The sequence below is a fragment of the Pseudomonas putida genome (assembly GCF_028682475.1).
Lineage (GTDB): Bacteria > Pseudomonadota > Gammaproteobacteria > Pseudomonadales > Pseudomonadaceae > Aquipseudomonas > Aquipseudomonas putida_AG.
Genome location: NZ_JANHLE010000009.1, coordinates 1 through 25,284 on the forward strand (window position 1 = coordinate 1; position 25,284 = coordinate 25,284).

The 25,284-nt window shown below is 61.2% G+C and carries 19 protein-coding genes; 8 read left to right on the forward strand and 11 right to left on the reverse strand.

What is annotated here, in order from left to right:
• Nucleotides 1–304 precede the first annotated feature (304 nt).
• The 3 genes from NPS47_RS09860 to lon all read left to right on the forward strand — a co-directional run bounded on the left by NPS47_RS09860 (nt 305) and on the right by lon (nt 6,656).
• Nucleotides 305–1,663, forward strand: coding sequence for a carbohydrate porin (locus NPS47_RS09860; RefSeq protein ID WP_274294806.1), 1,359 nt, complete (start codon nt 305–307; stop codon nt 1,661–1,663).
• A gap of 30 nt (nt 1,664–1,693) precedes the next feature.
• Nucleotides 1,694–4,102, forward strand: coding sequence for a glucose/quinate/shikimate family membrane-bound PQQ-dependent dehydrogenase (locus NPS47_RS09865; protein WP_274294807.1), 2,409 nt, complete (start codon nt 1,694–1,696; stop codon nt 4,100–4,102).
• 130 nt (nt 4,103–4,232) lie between these two features.
• On the forward strand, nt 4,233–6,656 hold the full coding sequence (gene lon, locus NPS47_RS09870; protein ID WP_274294808.1) for an endopeptidase La: 2,424 nt from the start codon (nt 4,233–4,235) through the stop codon (nt 6,654–6,656).
• A gap of 77 nt (nt 6,657–6,733) precedes the next feature.
• On the opposite strand, the gene NPS47_RS09875 is transcribed toward lon, so the two are convergent.
• The 3 genes from NPS47_RS09875 to NPS47_RS09885 form a co-directional block, all read right to left on the reverse strand.
• Nucleotides 6,734–7,651: a hypothetical protein gene (locus NPS47_RS09875; protein ID WP_274294809.1), complete on the reverse strand. Its 918-nt coding sequence runs from the start codon at nt 7,649–7,651 to the stop codon at nt 6,734–6,736.
• A gap of 115 nt (nt 7,652–7,766) precedes the next feature.
• Nucleotides 7,767–8,777 (reverse strand): alpha-xenorhabdolysin family binary toxin subunit B, encoded by a 1,011-nt coding sequence (locus NPS47_RS09880; protein WP_274294810.1) that lies wholly within the window; start codon nt 8,775–8,777, stop codon nt 7,767–7,769.
• Nucleotides 8,778–8,789: 12 nt separating this feature from the next.
• Nucleotides 8,790–9,953, reverse strand: a complete 1,164-nt coding sequence (locus tag NPS47_RS09885) for an alpha-xenorhabdolysin family binary toxin subunit A (protein ID WP_274294811.1) — start codon at nt 9,951–9,953, stop codon at nt 8,790–8,792.
• A 122-nt stretch (nt 9,954–10,075) separates the two neighbouring features.
• On the opposite strand from NPS47_RS09885, the gene NPS47_RS09890 reads away from it, so the two are divergent.
• The 3 genes from NPS47_RS09890 (at nt 10,076) to cmoB (ending at nt 12,256) form a co-directional block, all read left to right on the forward strand.
• The gene (locus tag NPS47_RS09890; protein WP_274294812.1) at nt 10,076–10,474 is read left to right on the forward strand and encodes a protease inhibitor I42 family protein; all 399 of its coding nucleotides are present in this window, start codon (nt 10,076–10,078) and stop codon (nt 10,472–10,474) included.
• 85 nt (nt 10,475–10,559) lie between these two features.
• Nucleotides 10,560–11,303 carry a carboxy-S-adenosyl-L-methionine synthase CmoA gene (cmoA, locus tag NPS47_RS09895; RefSeq protein ID WP_274294813.1) on the forward strand — a complete coding sequence of 248 codons (744 nt, stop codon included), beginning with the start codon at nt 10,560–10,562 and terminating at the stop codon, nt 11,301–11,303.
• Entirely contained in the window at nt 11,300–12,256 is a 957-nt protein-coding gene (gene cmoB / locus NPS47_RS09900; RefSeq protein WP_274294814.1) for a tRNA 5-methoxyuridine(34)/uridine 5-oxyacetic acid(34) synthase CmoB, read from the forward strand. Before cmoA ends, cmoB begins: the two co-directional genes overlap by 4 nt.
• Before the next feature lie 60 nt (nt 12,257–12,316).
• Here cmoB and NPS47_RS09905 read toward each other — a convergent pair whose 3' ends face one another.
• The 7 genes from NPS47_RS09905 to NPS47_RS09935 all read right to left on the reverse strand — a co-directional run bounded on the left by NPS47_RS09905 (nt 12,317) and on the right by NPS47_RS09935 (nt 22,182).
• Entirely contained in the window at nt 12,317–13,297 is a 981-nt protein-coding gene (locus NPS47_RS09905) for an alpha-xenorhabdolysin family binary toxin subunit B (RefSeq protein ID WP_274294815.1), read from the reverse strand.
• A 1-nt stretch (nt 13,298) separates the two neighbouring features.
• Nucleotides 13,299–14,495, reverse strand: a complete 1,197-nt coding sequence (locus NPS47_RS09910; RefSeq protein ID WP_274294816.1) for an alpha-xenorhabdolysin family binary toxin subunit A — start codon at nt 14,493–14,495, stop codon at nt 13,299–13,301.
• A 262-nt stretch (nt 14,496–14,757) separates the two neighbouring features.
• The gene (locus NPS47_RS09915; protein WP_274294817.1) at nt 14,758–14,964 is read right to left on the reverse strand and encodes a hypothetical protein; all 207 of its coding nucleotides are present in this window, start codon (nt 14,962–14,964) and stop codon (nt 14,758–14,760) included.
• A 98-nt stretch (nt 14,965–15,062) separates the two neighbouring features.
• A complete protein-coding gene (locus tag NPS47_RS09920) occupies nt 15,063–16,385 on the reverse strand; it encodes an OprD family porin (RefSeq protein ID WP_274294818.1) in 1,323 nt (440 codons plus the stop codon).
• A gap of 100 nt (nt 16,386–16,485) precedes the next feature.
• The gene (locus NPS47_RS09925) at nt 16,486–19,647 is read right to left on the reverse strand and encodes a CusA/CzcA family heavy metal efflux RND transporter (RefSeq protein WP_274294819.1); all 3,162 of its coding nucleotides are present in this window, start codon (nt 19,645–19,647) and stop codon (nt 16,486–16,488) included.
• 18 nt (nt 19,648–19,665) lie between these two features.
• Nucleotides 19,666–20,898 (reverse strand): efflux RND transporter periplasmic adaptor subunit, encoded by a 1,233-nt coding sequence (locus NPS47_RS09930; RefSeq protein ID WP_274294820.1) that lies wholly within the window; start codon nt 20,896–20,898, stop codon nt 19,666–19,668.
• Nucleotides 20,899–20,928: 30 nt separating this feature from the next.
• Nucleotides 20,929–22,182, reverse strand: coding sequence for a TolC family protein (locus NPS47_RS09935; protein ID WP_274294821.1), 1,254 nt, complete (start codon nt 22,180–22,182; stop codon nt 20,929–20,931).
• Nucleotides 22,183–22,385: 203 nt separating this feature from the next.
• Between NPS47_RS09935 and NPS47_RS09940 the strand changes: the two genes are divergently transcribed.
• Nucleotides 22,386–23,060, forward strand: a complete 675-nt coding sequence (locus NPS47_RS09940; RefSeq protein ID WP_107024573.1) for a heavy metal response regulator transcription factor — start codon at nt 22,386–22,388, stop codon at nt 23,058–23,060.
• On the forward strand, nt 23,057–24,442 hold the full coding sequence (locus NPS47_RS09945; RefSeq protein WP_274294822.1) for a heavy metal sensor histidine kinase: 1,386 nt from the start codon (nt 23,057–23,059) through the stop codon (nt 24,440–24,442). Before NPS47_RS09940 ends, NPS47_RS09945 begins: the two co-directional genes overlap by 4 nt.
• 74 nt (nt 24,443–24,516) lie before the next feature.
• Here NPS47_RS09945 and pdxJ read toward each other — a convergent pair whose 3' ends face one another.
• The gene (gene pdxJ / locus NPS47_RS09950; protein WP_232239771.1) at nt 24,517–25,242 is read right to left on the reverse strand and encodes a pyridoxine 5'-phosphate synthase; all 726 of its coding nucleotides are present in this window, start codon (nt 25,240–25,242) and stop codon (nt 24,517–24,519) included.
• Nucleotides 25,243–25,284 lie beyond the last annotated feature (42 nt).

Consider the following 25,284-nt stretch of genomic DNA (forward strand, 5'->3'; position numbering starts at 1 on the left):
TTGTCGTCCCACCACCCCTTCGAGTCTTACCATACAAGCTGGCCTTGCCAGCGATACAGGCACCGCCGATGAGCTGACATCGCGCTGATACCATCGCCGGCAAGGCCGGCTCCCACATGGACTATTACCAATCCAGCAACGCACCCTCTTGTTGAATTGACTTTTTTTCTTACAAGTTCAGCTATATCCTCTCCGCCGCAAGCTGAACCGCTTCAGTCAATCCCCTCTGTAGCCTTATCGCCGACGATCCCCCGGACCCGGCGCACTTGCCGTTTTTTCAACAATCAAAAGATAGCGCTATCTCATGCCTCTGATTCATCGTTTCCGCCTTTCCCCCGCCACCCGGACGCTGATTTCCGGTCTGGCCATCGCCAGCCTCGCCCCCAGCGCCCAGGCCGCCGCGATGTTCGCCAGCGACTCACCATGGATGCTCGGCGATTGGGGCGGCACCCGCACGGCGCTGGCTGAACGCGGCTACGACTTCACCCTTGGTTACACCGGCGAGATGGGCGCCAACCTGCACGGCGGTTACGACGACGACCAGACTGCGCGCTACAGCGGCCAGTTCGCCCTCGGCACGCACCTGGACCTGCAGAAAATCCTCGGCTGGCACGATGCCGAGTTGCAGTTGACCGTGACCCAACGCCACGGCGACAACATCAGCAACGACCGCATCAACGACCCACGGGTCGGCGGCTTCACCTCGGCCCAGGAAGTCTGGGGGCGTGGCCAGACCTGGCGGCTGACCCAGATGTGGATCAAGCAAAAGTACTTCGACGGCGCGCTGGATGTGAAATTCGGCCGCTTCGGTCAGGGTGAAGACTTCAACAGCTTCCCCTGCGACTTCCAGAACCTGGCCTTCTGCGGCTCGCAGGTGGGCAACTGGGCCGGCGACATCTGGTACAACTGGCCAGTCAGCCAGTGGGCCCTGCGGGTCAAATACAACCTCACGCCGGAGCTCTACGCGCAGATCGGCGCCTATGAGCAAAACCCTTCGAACCTGGACCGTGACAACGGCTTCAAGCTCAGCGGCAGCGGCACCCAGGGCGCGGTGATCCCGGTCGAGCTGGTCTGGAGCCCGGCGGTCAATGGCCTGCCAGGGGAATATCGCGCCGGTTACTACTACAGTAATGCCAAGGCAACTGATGTCTACAAGGACAGCAATGACCAACCGGCAGCACTGAGCGGCCAGGCTTATCGCAGCAGTTCGAGCAAGCACGGCTTCTGGCTCGGTGCCCAGCAACAGTTGACGTCGCAGGCTTCCGACCACTCCCGTGGCCTGAGCGTGTTCGCCAACGCCACGTTGCACGACAAGAAGACCAATGCCATCGACAACTATATTTCGGCAGGTGTGGTGTACAAGGGGCCCTTCGATGCCCGCGCCAAGGACGATATCGGTTTCGCCCTGGCCCGCGTGCACGTCAACCCTGCCTACCGCAAGAACGCCAAGGCGCTCAACGAGGCCAACGGCGTCAGCGACTACAACGATCCCCTGTTCCGTCCGATCCAGGACACCGAATACAGCGCGGAGCTGTACTACGGCATTCACCTGGCCGACTGGCTGACCGTGCGCCCGAACCTGCAGTACATCCGCCACCCCGGTGGCGTGAGCCAGGTCGACGACGCGCTGATCGGCGGGATCAAGATCCAGAGCAGTTTTTAATCGCCCTTTTCACTTAACGGAGAACACACGATGAGCACAGAAGGTGCCCTGAGTAGAACCCGCTGGCTGCCGCGCCTGATCGGCGTGCTGTTGCTGCTGATGGGCCTGGCCCTGCTGGCGGGCGGCATCAAACTGAGCCAGCTCGGCGGCTCGCTGTATTACCTGATCGCCGGGATCGGTTTCGCCCTGTCCGGTATCCTCCTGCTGGCCCTGCGCCGCCACGCTCTCGGCCTGTACGGCCTGGTGCTGCTGGGCAGCACGCTATGGGCACTGTGGGAAGTGGGCCTGGACTGGTGGCAACTGGTGCCGCGTCTGGCCCTGTGGTTCGCCCTGGGCGTGGTCCTGCTGCTGCCATGGGCACGCCGCCCGCTGCTCGGCAATCCGTCGAAGATCAATCCGGCGCTGCTGAGCCTGGCCGTGGTCCTGTCCGGCGCCACCGCCGTGGCCAGCCAATTCACCCATCCGGGTGAAATCAAGGGCAAACTGGGCCGCGACAGCGCTGGCCTGGGCAGCACCGCGCCACAGATGCCCGATGGCGAATGGCAGGCTTACGGCCGCACCGAGTTCGGCGACCGCTATTCGCCGCTGCGCCAGATCACCCCGGACAACGTGCACAAACTGCAGGAAGCCTGGCGGATCCGTACCGGCGACCTGCCAACCGACAACGATCCAGTGGAACTGACCAACCAGAACACCCCGCTCAAGGTCAACGGCATGCTCTATGCCTGCACCGCCCACAGCAAAGTGCTGGCCCTGGACCCGGACACCGGTGCCGAAATCTGGCGCTTCGACCCGCAGATCAAAAGCCCGGTGGGCTTCAAGGGCTTCGCCCACATGACCTGCCGCGGTGTTTCGTATTACGACGAAAACAGCTACCTCAGTGTTGACGGCAGCCCGGCGCCGAAGATCTCCGACGCCGGTCAAGTGGTGGCCCGCGCCTGTCCGCGGCGCCTCTACCTGCCCACCGCCGACGCCCGCCTGATCGCCCTGAACGCCGACACCGGTAAAGTCTGCGAAGGTTTCGCTAACCAGGGGGTCATCGACCTGACCACCGGCATCGGCCCGTTCACCGCAGGCGGTTACTACTCCACCTCGCCTGCGGCGATCACCCGTGAACTGGTGATCATCGGCGGTCATGTGACTGACAACGAGTCGACCAACGAGCCGTCGGGGGTGATTCGCGCCTACGACGTTCACGATGGCCGCCTGGTGTGGAACTGGGACAGCAACAACCCGGACGACACCGCGCCATTGGCGCCAGGCAAGACCTACAGCCGCAACTCGGCAAACATGTGGTCGCTGGCCAGTGTCGACGAGAAGCTCGGCATGGTCTTCCTGCCGCTGGGCAACCAGACCCCTGACCAGTGGGGCGCCGACCGCACCCCGGGCGCGGAAAAATTCAGCGCCGGTATCGTCGCCCTCGACCTGGCCAACGGCAAGGTGCGCTGGAACTACCAGTTCACCCACCACGACCTGTGGGACATGGACGTCGGCAGCCAGCCAACCCTGCTGGACCTGAAGACCGCCGATGGCGTCAAACCTGCACTGATCGCCCCGACCAAACAGGGCAGCCTGTATGTGCTGGACCGTCGTGACGGCACCCCGATCGTGCCGATCCGCGAAATTCCGGCCCCGCAAGGTGCTGTCGAAGGCGACCATACCGCCCCGACCCAGGCCCGTTCCGACCTAAACCTGCTGGGCCCGGACCTGACCGAACAAGCCATGTGGGGCGCTAGCCCGTTCGACCAGATGCTCTGCCGCATCCAGTTCCGCGAATTGCGCTACGAAGGCCAGTACACCCCGCCGTCGCTGCAGGGCAGCCTGGTGTACCCGGGTAACGTGGGTGTGTTCAACTGGGGCAGCGTTTCGGTCGACCCGGTCCGCCAGTTGCTGTTCACCTCGCCGAACTACATGGCCTTCGTCTCGAAGATGGTGCCGCGTGAGCAAGTCGCCGCCGGCAGCAAGCGCGAGAGCGAAACCAGTGGCGTACAGCCGAACACCGGCGCCCCGTACGCGGTGATCATGCACCCGTTCATGTCGCCGCTGGGCGTACCTTGCCAGGCGCCGGCCTGGGGCTACGTGGCCGGTATCGACCTGACCACCAACCAGGTGGTGTGGAAGCACAAGAACGGTACCAGCCGCGACAGTTCGCCGATCCCGATCGGCCTGCCGATTGGCGTGCCAAGCATGGGCGGCTCGATCGTCACTGCCGGCGGCCTGGGCTTCCTCAGCGGTACCCTCGACCAGTACCTGCGTGCCTACAACACCAACACTGGCAAGGAGCTGTGGAAAGCGCGCCTGCCAGCAGGCGGTCAGGCTACGCCGATGACCTACACCGGCAAGGACGGCAAGCAATACGTCCTGGTGACCGCAGGTGGGCATGGTTCGCTGGGAACCAAGATGGGCGATTACGTAATCGCTTACAAATTGGCTGAATAACATCATCGCGGGGCAAGCCCGCTCCTACACGGTACTGTAGGAGCGGGCTTGCCCCGCGATCAGCCCAGGCCATTGAAACCACCGCCAACCCGCCCCATGTAAGCACCATAGTCATTTACGCAGGTGCCCCATGAGTGATCAGCAGGATCTACCCGAACATCCCGAGGAACACGCCGAAGTCGAGCATCCTGAAGCCTCCCGACACACCGGCCACCACCTCGCCCTGCCCGGCCAGCAACTGCCGGAGCGGGTCTATGTGATCCCGATCCACAATCGCCCGTTCTTCCCGGCCCAAGTACTGCCGGTCATCGTCAACGAAGAACCCTGGGCGGAAACCCTGGACCTGGTCGCGAAAACCCCACATCACTCCCTGGCACTGTTCTTCATGGACACCCCGCCGGAAGATCATCGCCATTTCGACACCTCGGCGCTGCCGCTGTACGGCACCCTGGTCAAGGTTCACCACGCCAGCCGCGAGAACGGCAAGCTGCAGTTCGTCGCCCAGGGCCTGACCCGGGTCCGCATCCGCACCTGGCTCAAACACCATCGCCCGCCCTACCTGGTCGAAGTCGAATACCCGCATCAGCCGAGCGAGCCGACCGACGAGGTCAAGGCCTACGGCATGGCCCTGATCAACGCGATCAAGGAGCTGCTGCCGCTCAACCCGCTGTACAGCGAAGAGCTGAAGAACTACCTCAACCGCTTCAGCCCCAACGATCCGTCGCCGCTGACCGACTTTGCCGCGGCGCTGACCTCGGCCACCGGCAACCAGCTGCAGGAAGTGCTCGATTGCGTGCCGATGCTCAAGCGCATGGAAAAAGTCCTGCCGATGCTGCGCAAAGAGGTCGAAGTCGCACACCTGCAGAACGAAATTTCTGCCGAGGTAAACCGGCAGATCGGCGAGCATCAGCGCGAGTTCTTCCTCAAGGAGCAGCTCAAGGTCATCCAGCAGGAACTGGGTCTGACCAAAGACGACCGCAGCGCCGATCTTGAGCAGTTCGAACAGCGCTTGCAGGGCAAGACCTTGCCGGCAGCGACGAAAAAACGCATCGACGAAGAAATGGGCAAGCTGTCGATCCTGGAAACCGGCTCGCCGGAGTACGCCGTCACCCGCAACTACCTGGACTGGGCCACCGCCCTGCCGTGGGGCGTGTACGGCAAAGACAAGCTCGACCTCAAGCACGCGCGCAAGATCCTCGATCAGCACCATGCCGGGCTGGATGACATCAAGGACCGGATTCTCGAATTTCTTGCCATCGGTGCCTGGAAAGGTGAAATCAGCGGTTCCATCGTCCTGCTGGTGGGCCCGCCCGGTGTCGGCAAGACCAGCATCGGCAAGTCCATCGCCCAGTCCCTGGGCCGACCGTTCTACCGTTTCAGTGTCGGCGGCATGCGCGACGAGGCCGAGATCAAGGGCCACCGGCGAACCTACATCGGCGCCCAGCCGGGCAAGCTGGTGCAGGCGCTCAAAGACGTCGAGGTGATGAACCCGGTGATCATGCTCGATGAGATCGACAAGATGGGCCAGAGCTACCAGGGCGATCCCGCCTCGGCACTGCTGGAAACCCTCGATCCCGAGCAGAACGTCGACTTCCTCGACCATTACCTGGACCTGCGCCTGGACCTGTCCAAGGTGCTGTTCGTGTGCACCGCCAACACCCTCGACTCGATCCCCGGGCCGTTGCTCGACCGCATGGAGGTGATTCGCCTGTCCGGCTATATCACCGAAGAAAAGCTGGCGATCGCCAAGCGCCACCTGTGGCCCAAACAGCTGGAAAAGGCCGGTGTCGCCAAGTCCAGTCTGAGCATTACCGACAGCGCTCTGCGCACGGTCATCGAGGGCTATGCGCGTGAGGCCGGTGTGCGTCAGCTGGAAAAACAGCTGGGCAAACTGGTGCGCAAGGCGGTGATGCAATTGCTGGAAAACCCCGACGCGAAGATCAAGATCGCCAGCAAAGACCTTGAAGCGTCGCTGGGCATGCCGGTGTTTCGCAGCGAGCAGGTACTGTCGGGCAAAGGCGTGATCACCGGCCTAGCCTGGACCAGCATGGGCGGCGCCACCCTGCCGATTGAAGCCACGCGCATCCACACCCTCAACCGCGGCTTCAAGCTGACCGGCCAGCTGGGGGATGTCATGAAGGAGTCGGCGGAAATCGCCTACAGCTATGTCAGCGCCAACCTGACCAAGTACGGCGGTGAACCCTCGTACTTCAATGAAGCCTTCATCCACCTGCATGTGCCCGAAGGCGCCACACCCAAGGACGGCCCCAGCGCCGGGGTGACCATGGCCAGTGCCCTGCTGTCCCTGGCCCGCGACCAGGCACCGAAGAAAGGTGTGGCGATGACCGGCGAACTGACCCTGACCGGGCAGGTCCTGCCGATTGGCGGCGTCCGTGAGAAGGTCATTGCCGCGCGGCGGCAGAAGATCTTTGAACTGATCCTGCCGGAAGCCAACCGCGGCGACTTCGAAGAGCTGCCCGACTACCTCAAGGAAGGCCTGAGCGTACATTTCGCCAAACGCTTCAGTGATGTAGCAAAAGTATTATTCAGTTGAGGTCTCCTCGAGCCTGAATGTGGGCATGGAAGCCCCGCATCAGTGCTGTCAGCGGTTTCTAAGTGGCGCCATGGGGCTCACGCGTGAAGGCGGGTGAGCTTGCGCTTCATCTCCCGGGCGCTTTGCTCGATGGTGCTCCACTGCCCCAGAAACCTGCCAAAATAGATTGCGAATCGGGCCAGTTGCTGGCCCGTGGTGATTTGCTGAAGCTGTTCAGCCGACGCATCGATGTAGGCGGTGAGGCTTTGCCAGGCTGAATGAAAATGTGAAGAAGCGGTCAGCACTTCCCTTAGCAGCGACTCCATTTTCTGAAGTCGCTCTGACAGTTCCCGGATACGCAGTTGCAAGTTAACCAGCGCCATAGTGGCTGGACTAAAATCCCTGGTCGTTGGTTTTTTGTACTTCTCGACACCCTTTACCTTTCTTGCAGCCGCAGGAATCAGCTGCATCCGGGCTTCATCGCGAAACCGCTGGACTTCAACGCGCACAAGACCGACTTGTCCGGAGTACTCCGTCAGTTTTCCCTTCAGCGTATTCACATGCTTGGGCAGGGTTGAAACAATCTGCCTGTCTGTTGGACTGAGCTGGACTAATTCGCCGCCCTGCAGGGCGTCCCATGCCTCACGTCGTTTACCTAACGCCTTGGTTTGTTCACACGCTTCAAGCATAGTGGATCCGGTAGTATTGATTTTGCTGGCGACTGCTGCCAATGCAGCTGTCAACTGCAAATTTTTACCGAACAACACTTCCCAACGATTGGCGTGTTCCTTCAGTTGAAAGAAAAAGCTCATCATACTGTTACGATCAAGTTCGGCATCGCCCTGATTTATCGGGACCCCGCCTAGCCACTGGGTCAAATCCGCCGGTGAGTTCGGTAACCCCCTCACATACTTTGCATACTCGTCGAGGTTTCGAACATGCGCTTGTGACAAGGTCAGCGCACCGGTATCCAGTTCTGCCTCCATTACGTTCAGCAAGTTTCCAGGCAGGCGCAAGGCCTGCTCTTGCCAATCTAAATCCCCTCTCGCATTCATTCCTTTACCCCCACAATACATTCCGTATTCCTGGCACCCCACAGGGTGTCAAGCCGCGACCTGACACCCAACGTGGTTAGAATGCTTTCTTGTACTCATCGACCACATGGCGCACATAGGCGATCAGTGCCACCAGCAGTTTATTCAACAACTGAGCGCTCTCGATGCCTTGCAACTTCAGACTGCTTAACTGATTACGTACCGTTTCCAGTTTCACGCGGATCTGATTTTTTTCAGCCAGCCACTCCAGGCGCTTTTCAATCAGTGGCGCGTACTCCGAAAGTGCCTTTAGATAGCCTTGCAGCTGATTCGCGCGTTGCTCCCGATCACGCTGCTCAGCGACCATTTCATTCACTTGGTCCCGCAGTGCACGGCGCTGGCTTTGGAGTTGCGAGTAACGCATCCCTTCCTGGATACCGCCCATCAGCTTGTTCAGTGCCTCCATTGCCTGTTCGATTGCCAAGGCAGCGCCGGCGGTAGTGGCCCCCGTGGCGACCATCGCCTGGACCTGCTCAACCGTTGGCAGCTTGCCCTCAAACTGCTTTTCTATTCCATTAGCCTCAAAGACTTGGAGTGCTTTCTCCAGCTCTGCAAGCTCGTTGCGTTTGCCGGTCAGCCTAGTGGTCAGCGTTTGCAAGTTGCTGTCCAACTGCTGTTGGGCTTCCAGGTAGTTCCTACGGTCACGATTCGGGTCATAAACCGGAAGGCTGGCAATCGACTGAGTGGCGGATTTCACCCCCACCAGCAGGACATCAACTTTTTTGCGAATATTGCCCGCCGAACGCTGGATTTCTTCCAGGAGAAACTCCTCTTCATCTGGCGCTCCCCCACTCGCTTGAAGATCCTTAAGCAAAACTTCAATATTTTCCGACTTTATACCTACAGCGAGAACTTCAGCGTTTTTAGCCAACTCTTCGACATACGTTAGAAAACCCTTGTAGTGTCGTTCGACCGAGGTATGCAACAGCGGCAGAAAATCGAACGTACGCCGCTCCCAGAACCCTGAATAAGCAGAAGCTGCTGCCAGTACTTTAGCCATATCAGGGGTTTGCAGAGCAGCGTGAAGCGCAATAACATTGTCATTCATGAAGAAGTCTCCTTATTTAGCAGCTGCGGCGTCGTCAAATACACGATTCATATGCTGGGCAAAACGCTCGATATCTTTCCATTGCCCAATGAAACGCTTAAAAAACGTCGCAAACTTAAAAAGTGCCTGATCGGATTCAATACGGTTGAGGTGTTCAATCGATGCATCGATGTAAACACCAATGAGCTGCCAGGCAGATTGCAGATGGGAGGACGCGGTGACTACATCCCTCAGTCGGGTATCCATCTGCCCCATCTGGGTAGCCAACTCCTCCACGAGCCCTTCCAGCCGCATGGCGACTTTCAGCTTCTGGCTCACTTCACCACGCTGCTTCTGACGCTTGTTGCGCTCTTTGCGTACTTTCTCCGCCTTGCTGCCATAGATGGAGCCGGTGATAACCACGCCCAGCGCCCCTGCCGCCAAACCGCTTAGCGCTGCTTTGACATACTGGTCATATTCGGCTTCAAGGCGTTTGATTTCTTTATCAAGCTCGGCCAAATCTTCACGTAGGTGCTGTACCGCCCCACTCGCCTTTTGACGCTTGATCGCTTCGGTTTTTGTTGCCACCAAGGGCAGCAGCTTTTCACGCGCGTGATCTCGAAACTGCTCGGTTTCCTCGCGTACCGCACTCACACGTCGAGCGAAAAGCTCCACGTCTTCGCGCAGGACCTCCATACAGTCAACCAAGTCCAGGACCCGACGTTTGTCTTCCGCACCAAGACTGATCGGTGTGTCGAAACGCAGGGTGTCCCACGCCTCCCTTCTCTTACCCAGAGCGCTGCTTTTTTCGAGAAGCACCAATACCTCGTCACCTGTGGTATTGATGCCATTGGCACTGGCAGCCAACTCGAAGCCGAGTTTCTTGCTGTTGTCGGCAAGTGTCGTCCAGCTGCGTCCGTGTTTCTGCAACTGTTTGTGCAGGTCGCCTAAGCTGTTCGGCATTAGCGCCGGCTCGGTGATGGTGGAATAGCCCAACCAGCGAATCAGCGCATCTTGGGCAACTGGAAGGCTGAAGACATGATTTGCATACTGGTTGAGGGTGACAATGTGCTCCCTGGTCAGGGTCAGCCCCCCTTCCTCGGGCCCATCGCGCTCTGCCATGGCCTGGATAAGGTTCCCGGGCAGGAGTTCAGCCTCTTTCTGCAATGTGTCAAAATTCTTGAGTGTACTGCTCATGATCATGTCCCTGTTGATAGGCCAATCCGGCCTGGGACTTTCAAACTATTACGGCTGGGTACTGCCCAGCAGAGGGCAGGCTTTCCTGAAAGCCAAAGCCAGTCAGAATGAATGGATTATCAATGAAGAATAAGTGCAAATTGCTGATCCTTGGCCTGCCCCTCCTGGCAGCCTGTTCACAAACGCCGGGCAAACACGACAACGTGGTGCTGGAAAGGGTAAGCCAGTGCCCTGTCCACCTGGAGATGGACCAAACGCTCACCTTGAGCCTGCCCAGCAACCCCAGCACCGGCTATCGTTGGCTGGTGCAGAACCCCGCCGCAGCCATCCTGCGCAGCCTCGGCCCTGAGGTCTACAGCCATCCAGAAGATGCCGGGATGGTCGGCAGTGCGGGGCAATCGACCTGGCGCTTCCAGGCCCAGGCCGCCGGTGAGGGAAATTTGTTGCTGGTTTACCAACAGCCCTGGGCGCCGGAAGTGCGTCCGGTGCAGACCTTCGACTGCGCAATCACGGTGAAGTGACGGCGCTGGTCAGCCAGGCCATGCATCTGCCGGCCAGTTTGGCTAAAATGCCCGCCTTTTACCGCCCAACGCCTGGATTGCCCCCGTGAGCAAAGAACCCGACCGCCTATTCGCCCAGCCCCTTGGCCAGGTGCCCGACTTCGCCTTCAACGAAGACGTGGTGCGGGTGTTCCCGGACATGATCAAGCGCTCGGTGCCCGGTTACCCGACCATTGTCGAAAACCTCGGCGTGCTCGCTGCCCAGTTCGCCCAGCCAAATACAGCCCTGTATGACCTGGGCAGCTCGCTGGGCGCGGTGACCCAGGCGCTGCGCCGTCACGTGCGCAGCGACGGTTGCCGGGTGATTGCCATCGACAATTCGGCGGCCATGGTCGAGCGCTGCCGGCAATACCTCAATGCCCAGGACTCGATGTTCCAGGAATTGCTGCCGGTCGAGGTGATCGAGGACGATATCCTCGCGCTGGAGTTCCAGCCAGCCTCGGTGGTGGCGATGAACTTCACTCTGCAGTTCATCGCCCCCGAGCAACGCCTGGAACTGCTTACGCGTATTCGCCAGGCGCTGCTGCCGGGCGGCGCGCTGATCCTCTCGGAGAAGCTGCGCTTCAACGACCCGGATGAACACGCGTTACTCACTGACCTGCATGTCGCCTTCAAGCGCGCCAATGGCTACAGCGAACTGGAAATTGCCCAGAAGCGCAGTGCCATCGAGAACGTGATGAAGCCCGACAGCCTTGAAGAACATCGCGAGCGCCTGCTGGCAGCCGGTTTCTCCAAGGTCGTGCCCTGGTTCCAATGCCTTAACTTTGCCTCGTTGATTGCCCTGCCATGATTGATCTTTCCCCTCTGGTCCGCCGCCTGGCGGGCACCCCCCTGGCGCAATGGTCACAAGGCCTGCAGGCGCAACTCGACGCCAAGATGGAGAAAGGTCACGGCGACCTGGAGCGCTGGCAGAATGCCCTGGACGCGCTACCGCCGCTGGTGCCGAGCCACGTCGATCTGCTCAACGGCCTGAACCTGGATTGCGACTGCGACGCGGACACCCGCGAACGCATGCGCCAGGCGCTGATGGGCTTGTCGCCCTGGCGCAAAGGCCCGTTCGACCTGTTCGGTGTGCATGTCGATACCGAGTGGCGTTCGGACTGGAAATGGTCGCGGGTCGCCCCGCACCTGAACCTCAAGGGCAAGCGCATTCTCGATGTCGGCTGCGGCAACGGTTACTACCAGTGGCGCATGCTCGGTGCCGGTGCCGACAGCGTGATCGGCGTCGATCCCAACTGGCTGTTCTTCTGCCAGTTCCAGGCGGTTCAGCGCTACTTGCCAGAACTGCCTGCCTGGCACCTGCCCTTCGCCCTGGAAGACCTGCCGGCCAATCTCGAAGGCTTCGACACGGTGTTTTCCATGGGTGTGTTCTACCACCGCCGCTCGCCCATCGAGCACCTGCTGGCGCTCAAGGACTGCCTGGTAAAAGGCGGCGAACTGGTGCTGGAAACGTTGGTGGTCGAGGGTGACGAGCATCAGGTACTGGTGCCCGAAGACCGCTACGCGCAGATGCGCAATGTCTGGTTCCTGCCTTCGGTGCCGGCCCTGGAGCGCTGGCTGCGCCGCGCCGGTTTCAGTGATGTGCGCTGCGTCGATGTCAGCGTCACCAGCATCGAGGAGCAACGCAGCACCGAGTGGATGCGCTACCAGTCGCTCAGCGACTTCCTCGACCCCGCCGACCACCGCCGTACCATCGAAGGTTTGCCTGCGCCACGCCGGGCGGTACTGGTGGCACGCAAGTAAGGCTGAAGCAGCAGCGACCGGACTGGCCAGGAACTAGCCAGTCCGGTTGGGGAAGGTCACTCAGCCTCGAGGTTTCTCATAAACTCTGCGCACCTGTGCAAGATAACCCCGCAGCACATCCAGCGCCGCGCTCAATGAGCGCAGCTCAGTGGCGCTTTTCACGATGTTCAGGCGCTGCTGCCAGCCCTGATGGAGTTTGCGCCCTTCGATCAGCCATTGATCCCGCCAATCCATCACCTTGGTAATGCCCGGAAGCTCAGAGACCTCTCGTTCGATCGTCTCCAGAACTTGCCGCTGACTGGACAGCGCGGCTTGCTGCTCCTTGATTTTCAAGGCCAGCGCATCCCGGGCCTTGAGCAAGTCGCTGAACTTGCGGCCTTCGCCGATGATATCCAGATTGGCGTTGAACTTCTTCACGCCCTGCTTGAACAGGTCGAGATCGAGCGAGGGGTTTTGTATCTGCTTGAACAACACATCCAGCTCTTCCTCCCGAGGAATCAGCCCCTTGATCACGTCTATGATGCCAGGGGCCTGGAAAAGTCCAAGGAGCTCATCCAGGTCCTTTTTGCGTTGCTCCAGTTGACGCACTACCTGGGCCTGGCGCTCAACACGGATCTTCTGTTCATCGCGGTCCTTGGCCAGCATGCCAGCACGCGTCCCTACATCCGGTAGCCTGAACGCAGTCAACCTGCCAAGCTTGCTATCAATACTCTGGCAAAGGGTGTCCAGACGGCTATAGGCACGCAGCAGATCCTCCTCCATCTCCTTCTCCATCTCGCTTCGCTGCCCGGATGCACTGTCCCCCACCCGCAGGAGTTCCTGCCACGGCTGGTTGTTGAGCATGATCAGCCCCCGCAGCACATGATCGGATAACAGCGCGTCGGTATCCCGAATCAAGGCCAACAGATCACTGAGCTTCTCCCGCACTGATGGCAGAAGCGAGTTGGTATCGCTGCCGAGCAGGCGAAAGATATTCTCCTGCAGCGTTCGCATGGCGTTTACATCGGGAACTACAGCTTCCAGGCTGGTTTGACGGTCCATGTCAGTTCTCCTCAACATAACGGTCGACTACTTCGTTGAACACTTCAGAAAGTTGGTGGGATTTGCTACGAATCGACTTCCAGGGACGAATCACCCGCTCAAAGCGCATGGCGAATCGCGCCAGGCTGATGTCCGTATCGATGCGCTTAAGGTCAAGATGCGACTCCTCGGCGTACACGCTGAGCGTGTTCCACACATCCTCCAGATTTTTCGCCGCCGTCTCGACCTCTACCAGACGCAGTTCCAGATCTCGCAGTAGCGTCATAGTGAGCTGAAACCTGCCGATCTCGGGCTCCAGCTCCTCAACGGCTTCAGCCAATCCCTTTCGTTGCTCGATGTACTGATTCTTCTCCTTCCTGACCGATTCAGCCTGAGAACCGTAAATCCCGCCGGTGATCGCCACACCGACAGGTCCAAACAAAAGCCCGGCGAGGGTGTAGCCGACCAGTGACTTGTACGCCTCAGTCTTCTCGGTAATCAGCTGGTCCAATCGAAGCAGCTGCTGGTTCATCTCATCGAGTTTCTCCGCGTCGGCTTTACCTTTGAATCCTCGCAGAAGCCCCTCGGCCTTGGGTCGCAGAATGTCCACGACGTCGCGGGCGAACCTGTTGGCCCGGGCCTCGACTGCGGTGATGCGCTCGATCGCCAGGCTGACGTCTTCCGTTATCACCGCCAGATAATCCTCAATCGAAGATATGACCTGGGCACGCTCCATCGGCTCCAGGCGTTGTGCCTGCAAATGATCCAAAAGCTGCTCGTCCAGCTCACGCAAGAGGCCTGCACTGCGAATGGCCTCCGAGTCGCGGATCGCACTGAGTAGCGCTTGCCCATCCGACGTGAAGTTCGTGGCGAAGTTGTCAAGCTGGGTGCCGAGGGTCTTGGTCTCCTGCTCCAGTACATTCCAGCCTGCAACATGCCTGCGCAGATCCTCGTAGAACTGGTGGATCGCCTCAGGGTCGATCTCCAGCAATACGAAGTTCATGGATCGCTGCAGACTCTCCCGGTCCGGGGGCAGCCTGCGCACCACGCTGGCATAACGTTTGATCGCCAGGAGGTTGTCCTGGGTAAAAATCAAAGCAGGGTCCAGACTGGACGCACTGCCGGTGATGGCCTCGAAGTACTGCTCGGGTACCCGTTCAGCTTTTTGCTGTGCATCCATTCCGACAAGAGATGCGTTCTCTGTCATAGCCACGGTCATGATGACCTCCTCATTGTTCCTGAAACGTCTTTAGCCCACCTGGATCAGGTGATCGGGTGTACTGCTCGACACTACGTTCCAGACAGCGTTGGCACAGCCATCTCGATGGCTTGGTCCACTACAGAAAACTCAATGAGAAGAGGTGGAGTAAGTCCTCCAGGCTGTCATCCAGTTGGATGATGCGCGCATAAAAAAGGCGCCCGTGTGGGCGCCAAAAATTCACCTTTTCCAAAGGAGCGGGGAGTCACAAAGGTGAATGGAGCTACTCTTTGACCACTTGCTGCTGAGCGTTGGCGCGCTTCTGCGCCTCGGAGCTGGCAACCGCCTGATCCTGCTTGCCGTGGATCTGCTCCTGGCTCAGGCGAAACTTCTCCCAGAACTGTTTCGAACGTTCCGCGCCGCCTTCGGCCAGCGCGGCACCACTGCCAAGGGCCAGAACGCCCATCAATGCATACTTGATCAGGCTCATGTTGCTCACCTCGTGATTGAATGTCGGTACGCTTCAATCTTACGAAGGGCAAGCTAACGACAAGGTGAGCAGGACATTACAGTGTTGCAAGAAACGCCCTACAACAGAGTCAGCGGGTACTCGACAATCAGGCGCACTTCGTCCAGGTCCGACTCAAACGCCGTGGCTCGCGTAGTCGCCTGACGCATGCGCAGTGACAGGTCTTTGAAGGTGCCCGACTGCACCACATACTTCGCTTCGATATCGCGCTCCCAGCGCTTCTGATCAGTCAGCGGGTTACCCTCGGCGTCACGGCGCATGTACACCGCGTTGGCCTCGGAGTAATCCGCGTCACTGCCACGCCCGTAGCGGGTCATGAAGGTCAGGCCGGGTACCCCGTAGCTGGCCATGTCGAGGTCGTAGCGCAGCATCCACGAGCGCTCTTTGGGGGAGTTGAAGTCGCTGTACTGGATCGAGTTGTCCAGGTAGATCGAATCGGCCTGGCGCAAGTAGTCGAAGTCGTTGTCGCCCTGGTTTCGCTGATGGGACAACGCCAGGGTATGGGCGCCATAGCTGAAGCCGACCCGTGCACTCCAGATATCGTTATCGAAGCTGCCGAGCAATTGCTGGCCCTGATCCTTGGCCTTGTAGTAATTGAAACCGCTGAACACGCTGAGCTGCTCGGTGATCGGGTACTGATAGCTGACGCCAGCGTAGTACTGGTCCCAGGCATCCTTCAGGCGACTGCTGTAGAGACTCAGGCTGAGGTTGTCCGTGGCCTGGAAATCGCCGCCGAAATAGCCCAGCCAGGGCGAGTCAACGGGACCTGCGTAAAAGGTCTCGAAGCCGTCACGGGTGTTGCTTGAAAGCGGCTGGCTCATGGCATGCAGGCGTCCGCCCTGCACAGTCAGCCCCTCCAGCGTGGTGTTTTCCAGGGTCCAGCCGGTGAAGCTTTCCGGTAGCAAGCGCGAGTCGCCAAAATGCACCACCGGCGTGGTCGGGAACACATCGCCCACTTTGATTTCAGTGTCGAACAGGCGCGCCTTGAGCGCACCGCCCAGCTTGCTGAAATTGCTTGCAGTGTCGCCGTTGCTGTCGACTGGCAACATATCGAACGAGCTGCGCCCGCCACTGCGGCCATCGCCACTGTCGAGCTTGAGCGCGAGCATGGCATAGGCGTCGAGGCCAAAGCCGACGGTGCCCTCGGTGTAGCCCGACTGGAACCGGGCGATAAACGCCTGCGCCCAGGCCTCGGCATAACCGGCCTTGCCGGTGGGTGACTCGCCGCCCTTGCGATAGTCGCGATTGAAATAGAAATTACGGCTGAGCACGGTGAGGCTGCTGTCTTCGACAAAGCCCCCGGACTCGACCGCTGCACTGCTGACTGAGCAACCGGCCAGGGCCAGGACGCCGGTGATACAGGTTGTGGTTTTATTCCCCATCTCAACTCCTGATTATTCGCCGTAATACGCACGACGGCCGCTGATGCGGCCGCCGTGGTTATCCTGACAAGGGCTGAATAACTCGAAGATGAGTGTGAAATTACAGTTTTGTCACTTCACTGGCGTCCTCTTCTTCATCCTTGCGGTGAGCCCGGTAGTACAACGCCGGCAGCACCAGCAAGGTCAACGCGGTGGACGAGAGAATCCCGCCGATCACCACGGTCGCCAGCGGTCGCTGCACCTCGGCGCCCGTGCCAGTGGCCAGGGCCATGGGGATAAAGCCCAGCGAGGCGACCAGCGCGGTCATCAGCACAGGCCGCAGACGGGTCAGCGCGCCTTCATCGATAGCCTGGCGCAGTGTCCGCCCTTGCTCGCGCAAACCGCGGATAAAGGCAATCATCACCAGGCCGTTGAGCACCGCCACACCCGACAAGGCAATGAACCCGACCCCGGCCGAAATCGACAGCGGAATATCCCGTAGCCACAGCGCCACCACGCCCCCGGTCAGGGCAAAGGGAATACCGGTGAACACCAGCAAGCCGTCCTTGAGGTTGTTGAACATCATGAACAGCAAGCCGAACACCAGCAGCAAGGCCACCGGTACCACCACCTGCAGACGCTGTGCCGCCGACTGCAACTGCTCGAACTGCCCGCCCCAGCGAATCCAGTAGCCCGCCGGAATGTTGACCTGGCCGTCGATACGCTCACCGGCCTCTTCGACAAAGGAGCCGATATCACGCCCCCGCACGTTGGCACTGACCACCACCAGGCGCTTGCCGTCTTCACGGCTGATCTGGTTGGGGCCCTGGACCAGTTGCAGACTGGCGACATCGGCCAGGGTGATAAAGCCGATCTGGCCGTTGCCGGCAGTACCTGCCGGCACCGGGATCAACAACTGCGACAGGCCGTCGATGTCGGTGCGCAGGTTGTCAGACAGGCGCACCACCATGTCGAAGCGGCGGTCGCCCTGGTACAGGGTGCCGGCCTGACGTCCGCCAACCGCCACGGCGATGGTGTCCTGCACATCACCGACATTGAGTCCATAGCGCGCTGCCTTGTCGCGATCGACGTCGATGGTCAGCACCGGCAATCCCGAGGTCTGCTCGACCTTGACTTCCGACGCCCCCGGCACCGCCTGCAGCGCCGCGGCGATCTGCCCGGCAGTGCGGTTGAGCTGCTCCATATCGTCGCCGAAGACCTTCACCGCGACATCACTGCGCACCCCGGAAATCAGCTCGTTGAAGCGCAACTGGATCGGTTGTGACAGCTCATAGTTGCTGCCCGGTACCCGCGCACTGGCGCGCTGGATATCGGCGATCAGCTGCTCGCGCGACTTGCCCGGATCCGGCCACTGGTCTTGCGGTTTGAGCATGACGTAACTGTCGGAAATGTTCGGCGGCATCGGGTCCGAAGCAATCTCGGCGGTGCCGGTGCGTGCGAACACCCGCTCGACCTCGGGCACCTGGCTCAACACACTCTGCTCCAGTTGCTGCTGCATGGCCACCGACTGGCTCAGGCTGGTGCCCGGCACGCGCAACGCCTGCAGGGCGAAATCACCTTCGCTCAAGCTCGGCACGAACTCGCTGCCCATGCGACTGGCCAACACCCCCGACAACAGCACCATCACCGCAGCCAGGCTGAACGCCAGCGAACGATGGCCCATCACCCACTGCAACAGCGGTGCATAGCCACGCTTGGCGCTGCGCATCAACAGGTTCTCGTCTTCCTTGACCTTGCCGGTGACGAACAGGGCAATCGCCGCGGGGACGAAGGTCACCGACAGCAACATGGCACCGAGCAGGGCAATCACCACGGTGAACGCCATCGGGTGGAACATCTTGCCCTCGACGCCGCTCAGGGCAAAGATCGGCAAGTAAACCACCATGATGATCAGTTGCCCATAGATCAGCGGCCGGCGCGCCTCGCGTGCGGCATTGAAGACTTCATGGAAGCGTTCGGAGCGGGTCAGCAAGCGACCATGATGCTGCTGGGCATGGGCCAGACGGCGGATCGCGTTTTCGACGATCACCACTGCGCCATCGACGATGATGCCGAAGTCCAGCGCGCCGAGGCTCATCAGGTTGGCGCTGACCTTGTTGCTGAACATGCCGGTGAAGGTGAACAGCATCGACAGCGGAATGATCATCGCGGTGATCAACGCAGCACGGATGTTGCCGAGGAACAGGAACAGAATCACGATCACCAGGATCGCACCTTCGATCAGGTTCTTCTTCACCGTGGCAATGGCTTTGTCGACCAGATTGGTGCGGTCATAGACCGTCACCGCACTGACCCCGGCAGGCAGTGAGCGGTTGATTTCAACCAGTTTCTGCGCCACCGCCTGGGACACCGTGCGGCTGTTCTCGCCGATCAGCATGAACACCGTGCCGAGTACCACTTCGCGGCCGTTCTCAGTCGCCGCGCCACTGCGCAGCTCTTTGCCGATGCCGACTTCAGCGACATTGCGTACGCGGATAGGCGTGCCGTCGATGGTGGTCAGGACGATGTTGGCAATATCCTCGATCCCGGCCAGTTGCCCCGGTGCGCGGATCAGCAACTGCTCGCCGCGGCGTTCGATATAACCGGCACCGACGTTGGCATTGTTGCGCTCCAGGGCGGTGAGCAAATCGGCCAGGGTCAGCTTGTAGGACGCCAGGCGTTTGGGATCAGGGGCAATCTGATATTCCTTGGCGAAGCCGCCGATGGTGTTGATCTCGGCGACCCCGCGCACGTTGCGCAGTTGCGGTTTGATGATCCAGTCCTGGATCTCGCGCAGGTCGGTGGGCGTGTACGGGCTGCCGTCCTCCTTGCGTGCATCCTCGGCGGCTTCCACTGTCCACAGGAAAATCTCGCCGAGGCCGGTGGAGATCGGCCCCATCGCTGCCTCGACACCTTCGGGCAGTTGCCCGCGCGCCTGTTGCAGGCGCTCGTTGACCAGTTGCCGGGCGAAGAACAGGTCGGTGCCTTCCTCGAAGATCACCGTCACCTGGGACAGGCCCGAACGCGACAGCGAACGGGTCTGCTCAAGGCCCGGCAAGCCGGCCATGGCCGTCTCGATGGCAAAGGTGATGCGCTGTTCGGTTTCCAGCGGCGAGAAACCCGCCGCCTGGGTGTTGATCTGAACCTGGACGTTGGTAATGTCCGGGACCGCATCGATCGGCAGCTTCTGGTAGCTGGCGACACCGAGCCCGGCCATCAGCAGCACCGCCAGCAGCACCATCAGGCGCTGCTCGATGGCAAATTGAATAAGGCGTTCGAACATGAGAGGTACTCGCGCGGGTCAGTGGGCGTGCTCGGCGCTGGCCTTGCCCAGCTCCGACTTGAGAACGAAGCTGCCCAACGCCGCCACCTGCTGACCGGCTTGCAGGCCCTTGCGGATTTCGACATAGCCATTGGCACTGGCGCCGAGCTCCACCGCCTGGGCGACGAAGCCCTCGGCGGTGCGCACGAACACGGTGGGCTTTTCTTCGAGGCTCTGGATCGCCTGGTCGGGTACGGCGAGGCTGGCGGCAATGGTCTCGTTCGGCACCTGCACGGCCACGAACAGACCCGGGCGCCAGGCGCCTCGCGGATTGTCGAGGGTGACACGAACACTGGCGGTGCGAGTCTGCTCACCGAGCAGGCTGCCAACATGACTGATGCGCCCTTGCACCTGCTCGCCCAGCTCGCTGGCGACAATGGTCACGTCCATGTCGGCGCGGACCTTGCCCAGATCGCGCGGCGCCACACCAAAAGTGGCCCACACCCGCGAAAGGTCGGACAGGGTGAAGGCGGCACTGGTTTCGTTGACCACCTCGCCCGGCACCAGGTGCTTCTCGACGATCTGCCCGGCAAACGGCGCGCGCAGTTCGTAACGGTTACCGCCAGCCAGCACCGTAGTGCCGCTCAAGGCGCTGATTTTCTGCCGGGCGTTGGCCTGGGCAATCTCAGCCTCTTGCAGGGCCTGGCGGGCTTGCAGGTAGTCCTGCTCGGCGGAAATACCTTCCTGCCAGAGGTCCTTTTCGCGCTGGTAGGTGCTGCGCGCCAGCTCCAGGCGCCGTTGGCTCGCGGCCAGTTCGCTACGCTGCTCGGAGATCTGCGGGCTGGCGATCACCGCCAGCAAGTCACCGGCCTTGACCTGCTGGCCGAGTACCACTGCGACCGACTCGACCACTCCAGCAGCTCGCGGCACCATATGCGCGGTGCGGTCTTCATCGAAGCGGATCTCACCCGGCAGTGACAAGCTGCGTTGCAATTGGCGTGGCGCGACAGCGGCCAGTTCAATCCCGGCCAGCGCAATCTGCTCCTGGCTCAGGGTGATCGCACCCTCTTCCTCCGTGTGCCCTGATTCAGCCTCGGCATGCCCGTGCTCGCCTTGTTCTTCCTCATCGTGATCACCTTCAGCATGATCGTGGGTGGACGCTGGCGTTGCCGCCTGCGGCTGCTGCGGAGCGGTCTGGCGCGCCAGCAGCACGCCCAGCCCCAGACCCAGCAACAAGGCTGCGATCAGCAACGTGGTGGACTTCTTGTTCATGCAGTCTCCTTAAGGGAAAGTCGGTCGGGCTCAGCGGCTGGCCAGGCTCAGGTCGCCAAAAATTCGCTCCAGGCGCACCCGCGCTTCGCTGCGCTGGGCCTGGGCCTGGAGGTACTGCAGACGTGCGGCAACCAGAGTGCGCTGGGCATCGAGCACGTCGAGGAAAGCGAACTTGCCGCGTTCGAACCCGCGTGTGGCGGCATCCACTGCCTGCTGCGCCGACGGCAGGATCGCGCGGTCGAAGTCCTGCACCTCCTGGGCAGCGGTACTCCACTGGGCCAGGGCCTGGATCACTTCGCTACGCAGCCGCAGTTCGGCACCGTTGCGCTGGTCGCGGGCCTGATCGGCACGGCGGGCGGCGGCGAGGATGTTGCCCTGGTTGCGGTCGAACAGCGGTATCGGCAACGACAGCCCGACCACGTTGACGCGCTCGCGCTCGGCTTCGTCGTACTGGCTGCCGACACTCACGGTCAGGTCGGGAATCCGTTGCGTGCGCGCAAGGTTCAGGGCGGCATCTGTCTGGTCGATCTGCGTGCGCGCCAGACGCATGTCCGGCGTTTGCTCCAGGCGTTCCAGCAGCTGGGTGCGGCTCGGCACGCCGGGCTCCTGGTTGCCAACACTTTCGACCCGGCTGAACTCGGCCATGGGTGCACCGGTCGCGGCCGCCAATTGCTGATAGGCAACGGTCAGCGCCTGTTCGGCACGCCCTAGTTCCAGCCGCACTTCAGAAAGCTGCACCTGCGCCCGCGTCGCCTCTACTGGCGAGGCGCTGCCGGCCTTGACCCGCCCCTGCACCACTTGCAAGGCCCGCTCACTCAAGCGCAGCGACTGTTCTGCCAGTTGCAGCCCCTCCTGGGCCTGCACCGCCGCCTCGAAGGCGCCGATCACTTCGGCACGCAGGGCATTGCCCTGGCGTTCAAGCTCCAGCCCCGCCAGTTCCGCGTCGCGCCCTGCCACACCCAGCCGCGCACCGCGCTTGCCGCCCAGCTCGAACATCTGGCTGACGCTGACGGTGGTGGTCTGCGAGCCGTTGCGGGTGTCTTCAACCTCCCAGCTCAATTCGGGGTTGGGCAGCACCCCGGCCTGGCGTCGTTCACCTTCGGCGATATCGATGCCCCAACGCGCGACCGCCAGCTCAGGGTTGTTGGCCTGGGCGGTTTGCAGGGCGCTGTCGAGGGTCAGCACGGGGCCTTGGGCCAGTGCCATGCCGGGCAAAGCCAGCAACACCAGCGTCAGCAGAATGCGGCCACGGCCTGTGCCGGGCCTGTCCAGGGTGCAAAACATGGCGGACTCCTGCGCCTTTTTTGGAGCCCGCACTGTAGTAATCGGGGTTTATCCCCAAGATGACTTGAAAATTACAAATCTGTAATCCAGCCAATGCCCTGCACCAGATGGCTTAGTATCCGCCGCTTGACGCCTTCCAGCCCTTGACCTTCCAGTTACTTCAGGGTTGAGAATCACCGCTTTTCACACCATCGAGTCATTTCATGCGCTTACTGATTATCGAGGACGAACTTCGCACCGCCGATTACCTGCAGCAGGGTCTAAGCGAAAACGGCTACATCGTCGATTGTGCCCACAGCGGTGCCGATGGCCTGCACCTGGCCCGCCAGCAGGCCTACGACCTGATCATTCTCGACGTCAACCTGCCCGAGCTCGATGGCTGGACCGTGCTGCAGCGCCTGCGCGCCGACTCCAGCACCCGGATCATGATGCTCACCGCTCACGGGCGGCTCTCGGACCGCGTCAAAGGCCTCGACCTGGGCGCCGACGACTACCTGCTCAAACCCTTCGAATTCCCCGAGCTGCTGGCACGTATCCGCAGCCTGTTGCGGCGTAACGACCAGGCCCTGCAACCGAACACCCTGAAAGTCGCCGACCTTGAGCTGGACCCTGGCCGTCACCGCGCTTACCGCGGCGGCCAGCGTATCGACCTGACGGCCAAGGAGTTCGCCCTGCTGCACCTGCTGATGCGCCAGAGCGGCGAAGTGCTGTCGCGCACGCAAATCATCTCGCTGGTCTGGGACATGAACTTCGATTGCGACACCAACGTGGTGGAAGTGTCGATCCGCCGCTTGCGCGCCAAGATCGATGACCCCTTCGACAACAAGCTGATCCATACCCTGCGCGGCGTCGGCTATGTGCTTGAGGCGCGCGAATGAAACCGGCGCGGCTTTCCCTGCGCCTGGGCCTGAGCGTCAGCCTGATGGGTGCAGCGCTGGTCTTGCTGATGGCCTGCCTGGCGGTACTGGCCCTGGACCATGAACTGGACAGCCGGGCGCGCAAAAGCCTGACGGCAAAGATGGCGCAAATCGAACACGGCCTGAGCATCGACCTCAAGTCCGCTGACCTGCAAACGTCCGCACACCCGCTTCTGGATGTGGTGATGGGCCATGACAACCTGAGCCTGAGCGTGATCGCCCTGACCGGCCGCCATTCGGCGCTGTTGACCCTCGGGCCGGGACTCGACGCCGAGGCCCTGCTGCAGATTCCCGGCGGCCCCACGCTGGCCTTTCAGCAATGGCGCGACAGCGATGACAATCACCTGCTGACTGCCTCGCGGCTGATGCGTTTGCAGGACGGCACCGCTGCTCGCGTGTTGCTCACTGTTAACCGTGCCGACGACCACAGCCTGCTGCAGGCCTACCTTCGCTCGACGTTGCTGGCGCTGCCATTGTTGGTGCTGTTGATCGGTTTTGGCGCCTGGAAGCTGGTACAACGCGGCCTGACGCCACTGCGCAGGTTCAGCCAGATCGCCGGGCAGGTTTCCGCCCAGCAACTGGCCTTGCGCCTGCCGCTGGAGGACTTGCCCCTGGAGCTGAAAGAGCTGGCCCATGCCGTGAATGTCATGCTCGACCGGCTTGATGGTGGTGTGCAGCAACTCTCGCAGTTTTCCGACGACCTCGCCCATGAGCTGCGCACGCCAATCGGCAACCTGATGGGCAAGGCCCAGGTGACCCTGAGCCGGGAGCGTCCCGTCGAGCAATACAAGGACGTGCTGGAAGCCAGCATTGAGGAGCTGACCCGGCTCAACCGGATCATCAATGACATGCTGTTTCTCGCCCAGGTCAGTCAGCCGCATGCCCAGTTGCCGCTCAAACCGGTGAGCCTGGCCGATGAAGCCAAGCGCGTCAGTGAGCTGTTCGAGTTCAGCAGCGAACAGAAAAACATCAGCCTGCGCCTGCACGGCTGGGGCTCGATCATGGCTGATCGCTTGATGGTGCAGCGAGCGTTGTCGAATCTGTTGAGCAATGCCATTCGCCATAGCCCTGAGGGGCTGCCGATTGATATTGCGGTCGAGCGCTGTGGGGATGACGTCCGCCTGTCAGTGGAGAATCAGGGGCCGGGCATTGAGCAGGCCCATCTGCCGTACCTGTTCGAACGTTTCTATCGGGCCGGATCAGGGCGTTCGCGGCTGGAAGGCGGGACGGGATTGGGCTTGGCGATCGTCAAGTCGATCATGGACGTGCATGGCGGGCGGGTTGAGGTGAGCAGCGAGGTGAATGGGTTGACTCGATTCAGCCTGGTTTTCCGGGGCTCGTAGACCGCATCGCGGGGCAAGCCCGCTCCCACCAGTGTGCACCACCCCGGTGGGAGCGGGCTTGCCCCGCAATGTTTTTAATGACGGCTAGCCGCCATGATCAACGCTTTCATCTCCGCCACCGCCGACTTGAAGCCAACGAACAGCGCATGCGCCACCAGCGCATGACCAATGTTCAGCTCGTTGATGCCCTTGATCGCCGCAACCGCTTCAACGTTGTGGTAATGCAGGCCATGACCGGCATTGACGATCAGCCCCTGGGCCAGGCCAAAAGCCACGCCGTCGGCCACACGTTTGAGCTCTTCGGCAACCTCAGTTGGCGTTTCGGCATCGGCATAGCGACCGGTGTGCAGTTCAATCGCCGGCGCACCGACACGACGCGACGCTTCGATCTGACGCTCATCGGCATCGATGAACAGCGACACCTCCGAACCCATGCGCGACAGGCGCTCGACCGCCGCCTTGATCCGCGCTTCCTGACCGGCCACATCCAGGCCACCTTCGGTGGTCAGTTCCTGGCGGGTTTCCGGGACCAGGCAGATGTGCGCCGGGCGGATACGCTCGGCGAAGGCCATCATTTCTTCGGTCACGCCCATTTCGAAGTTCATGCGCGTCTGCAGCACGTCCTTGAGCACCAGCACGTCGCGCTCCTGGATATGCCGGCGGTCTTCGCGCAGGTGCACAGTGATGCCGTCGGCGCCCGCCTCTTCGGCGTCCAGCGCGGCCTTGACCGGGTCGGGGTAGCGCGTGCCACGCGCCTGGCGCAGGGTCGCCACGTGGTCGATGTTCACGCCGAGGAGCATGCGGTTGCTTTGAGTCACGAAGAGGCTCTCCTGAAGATTGAG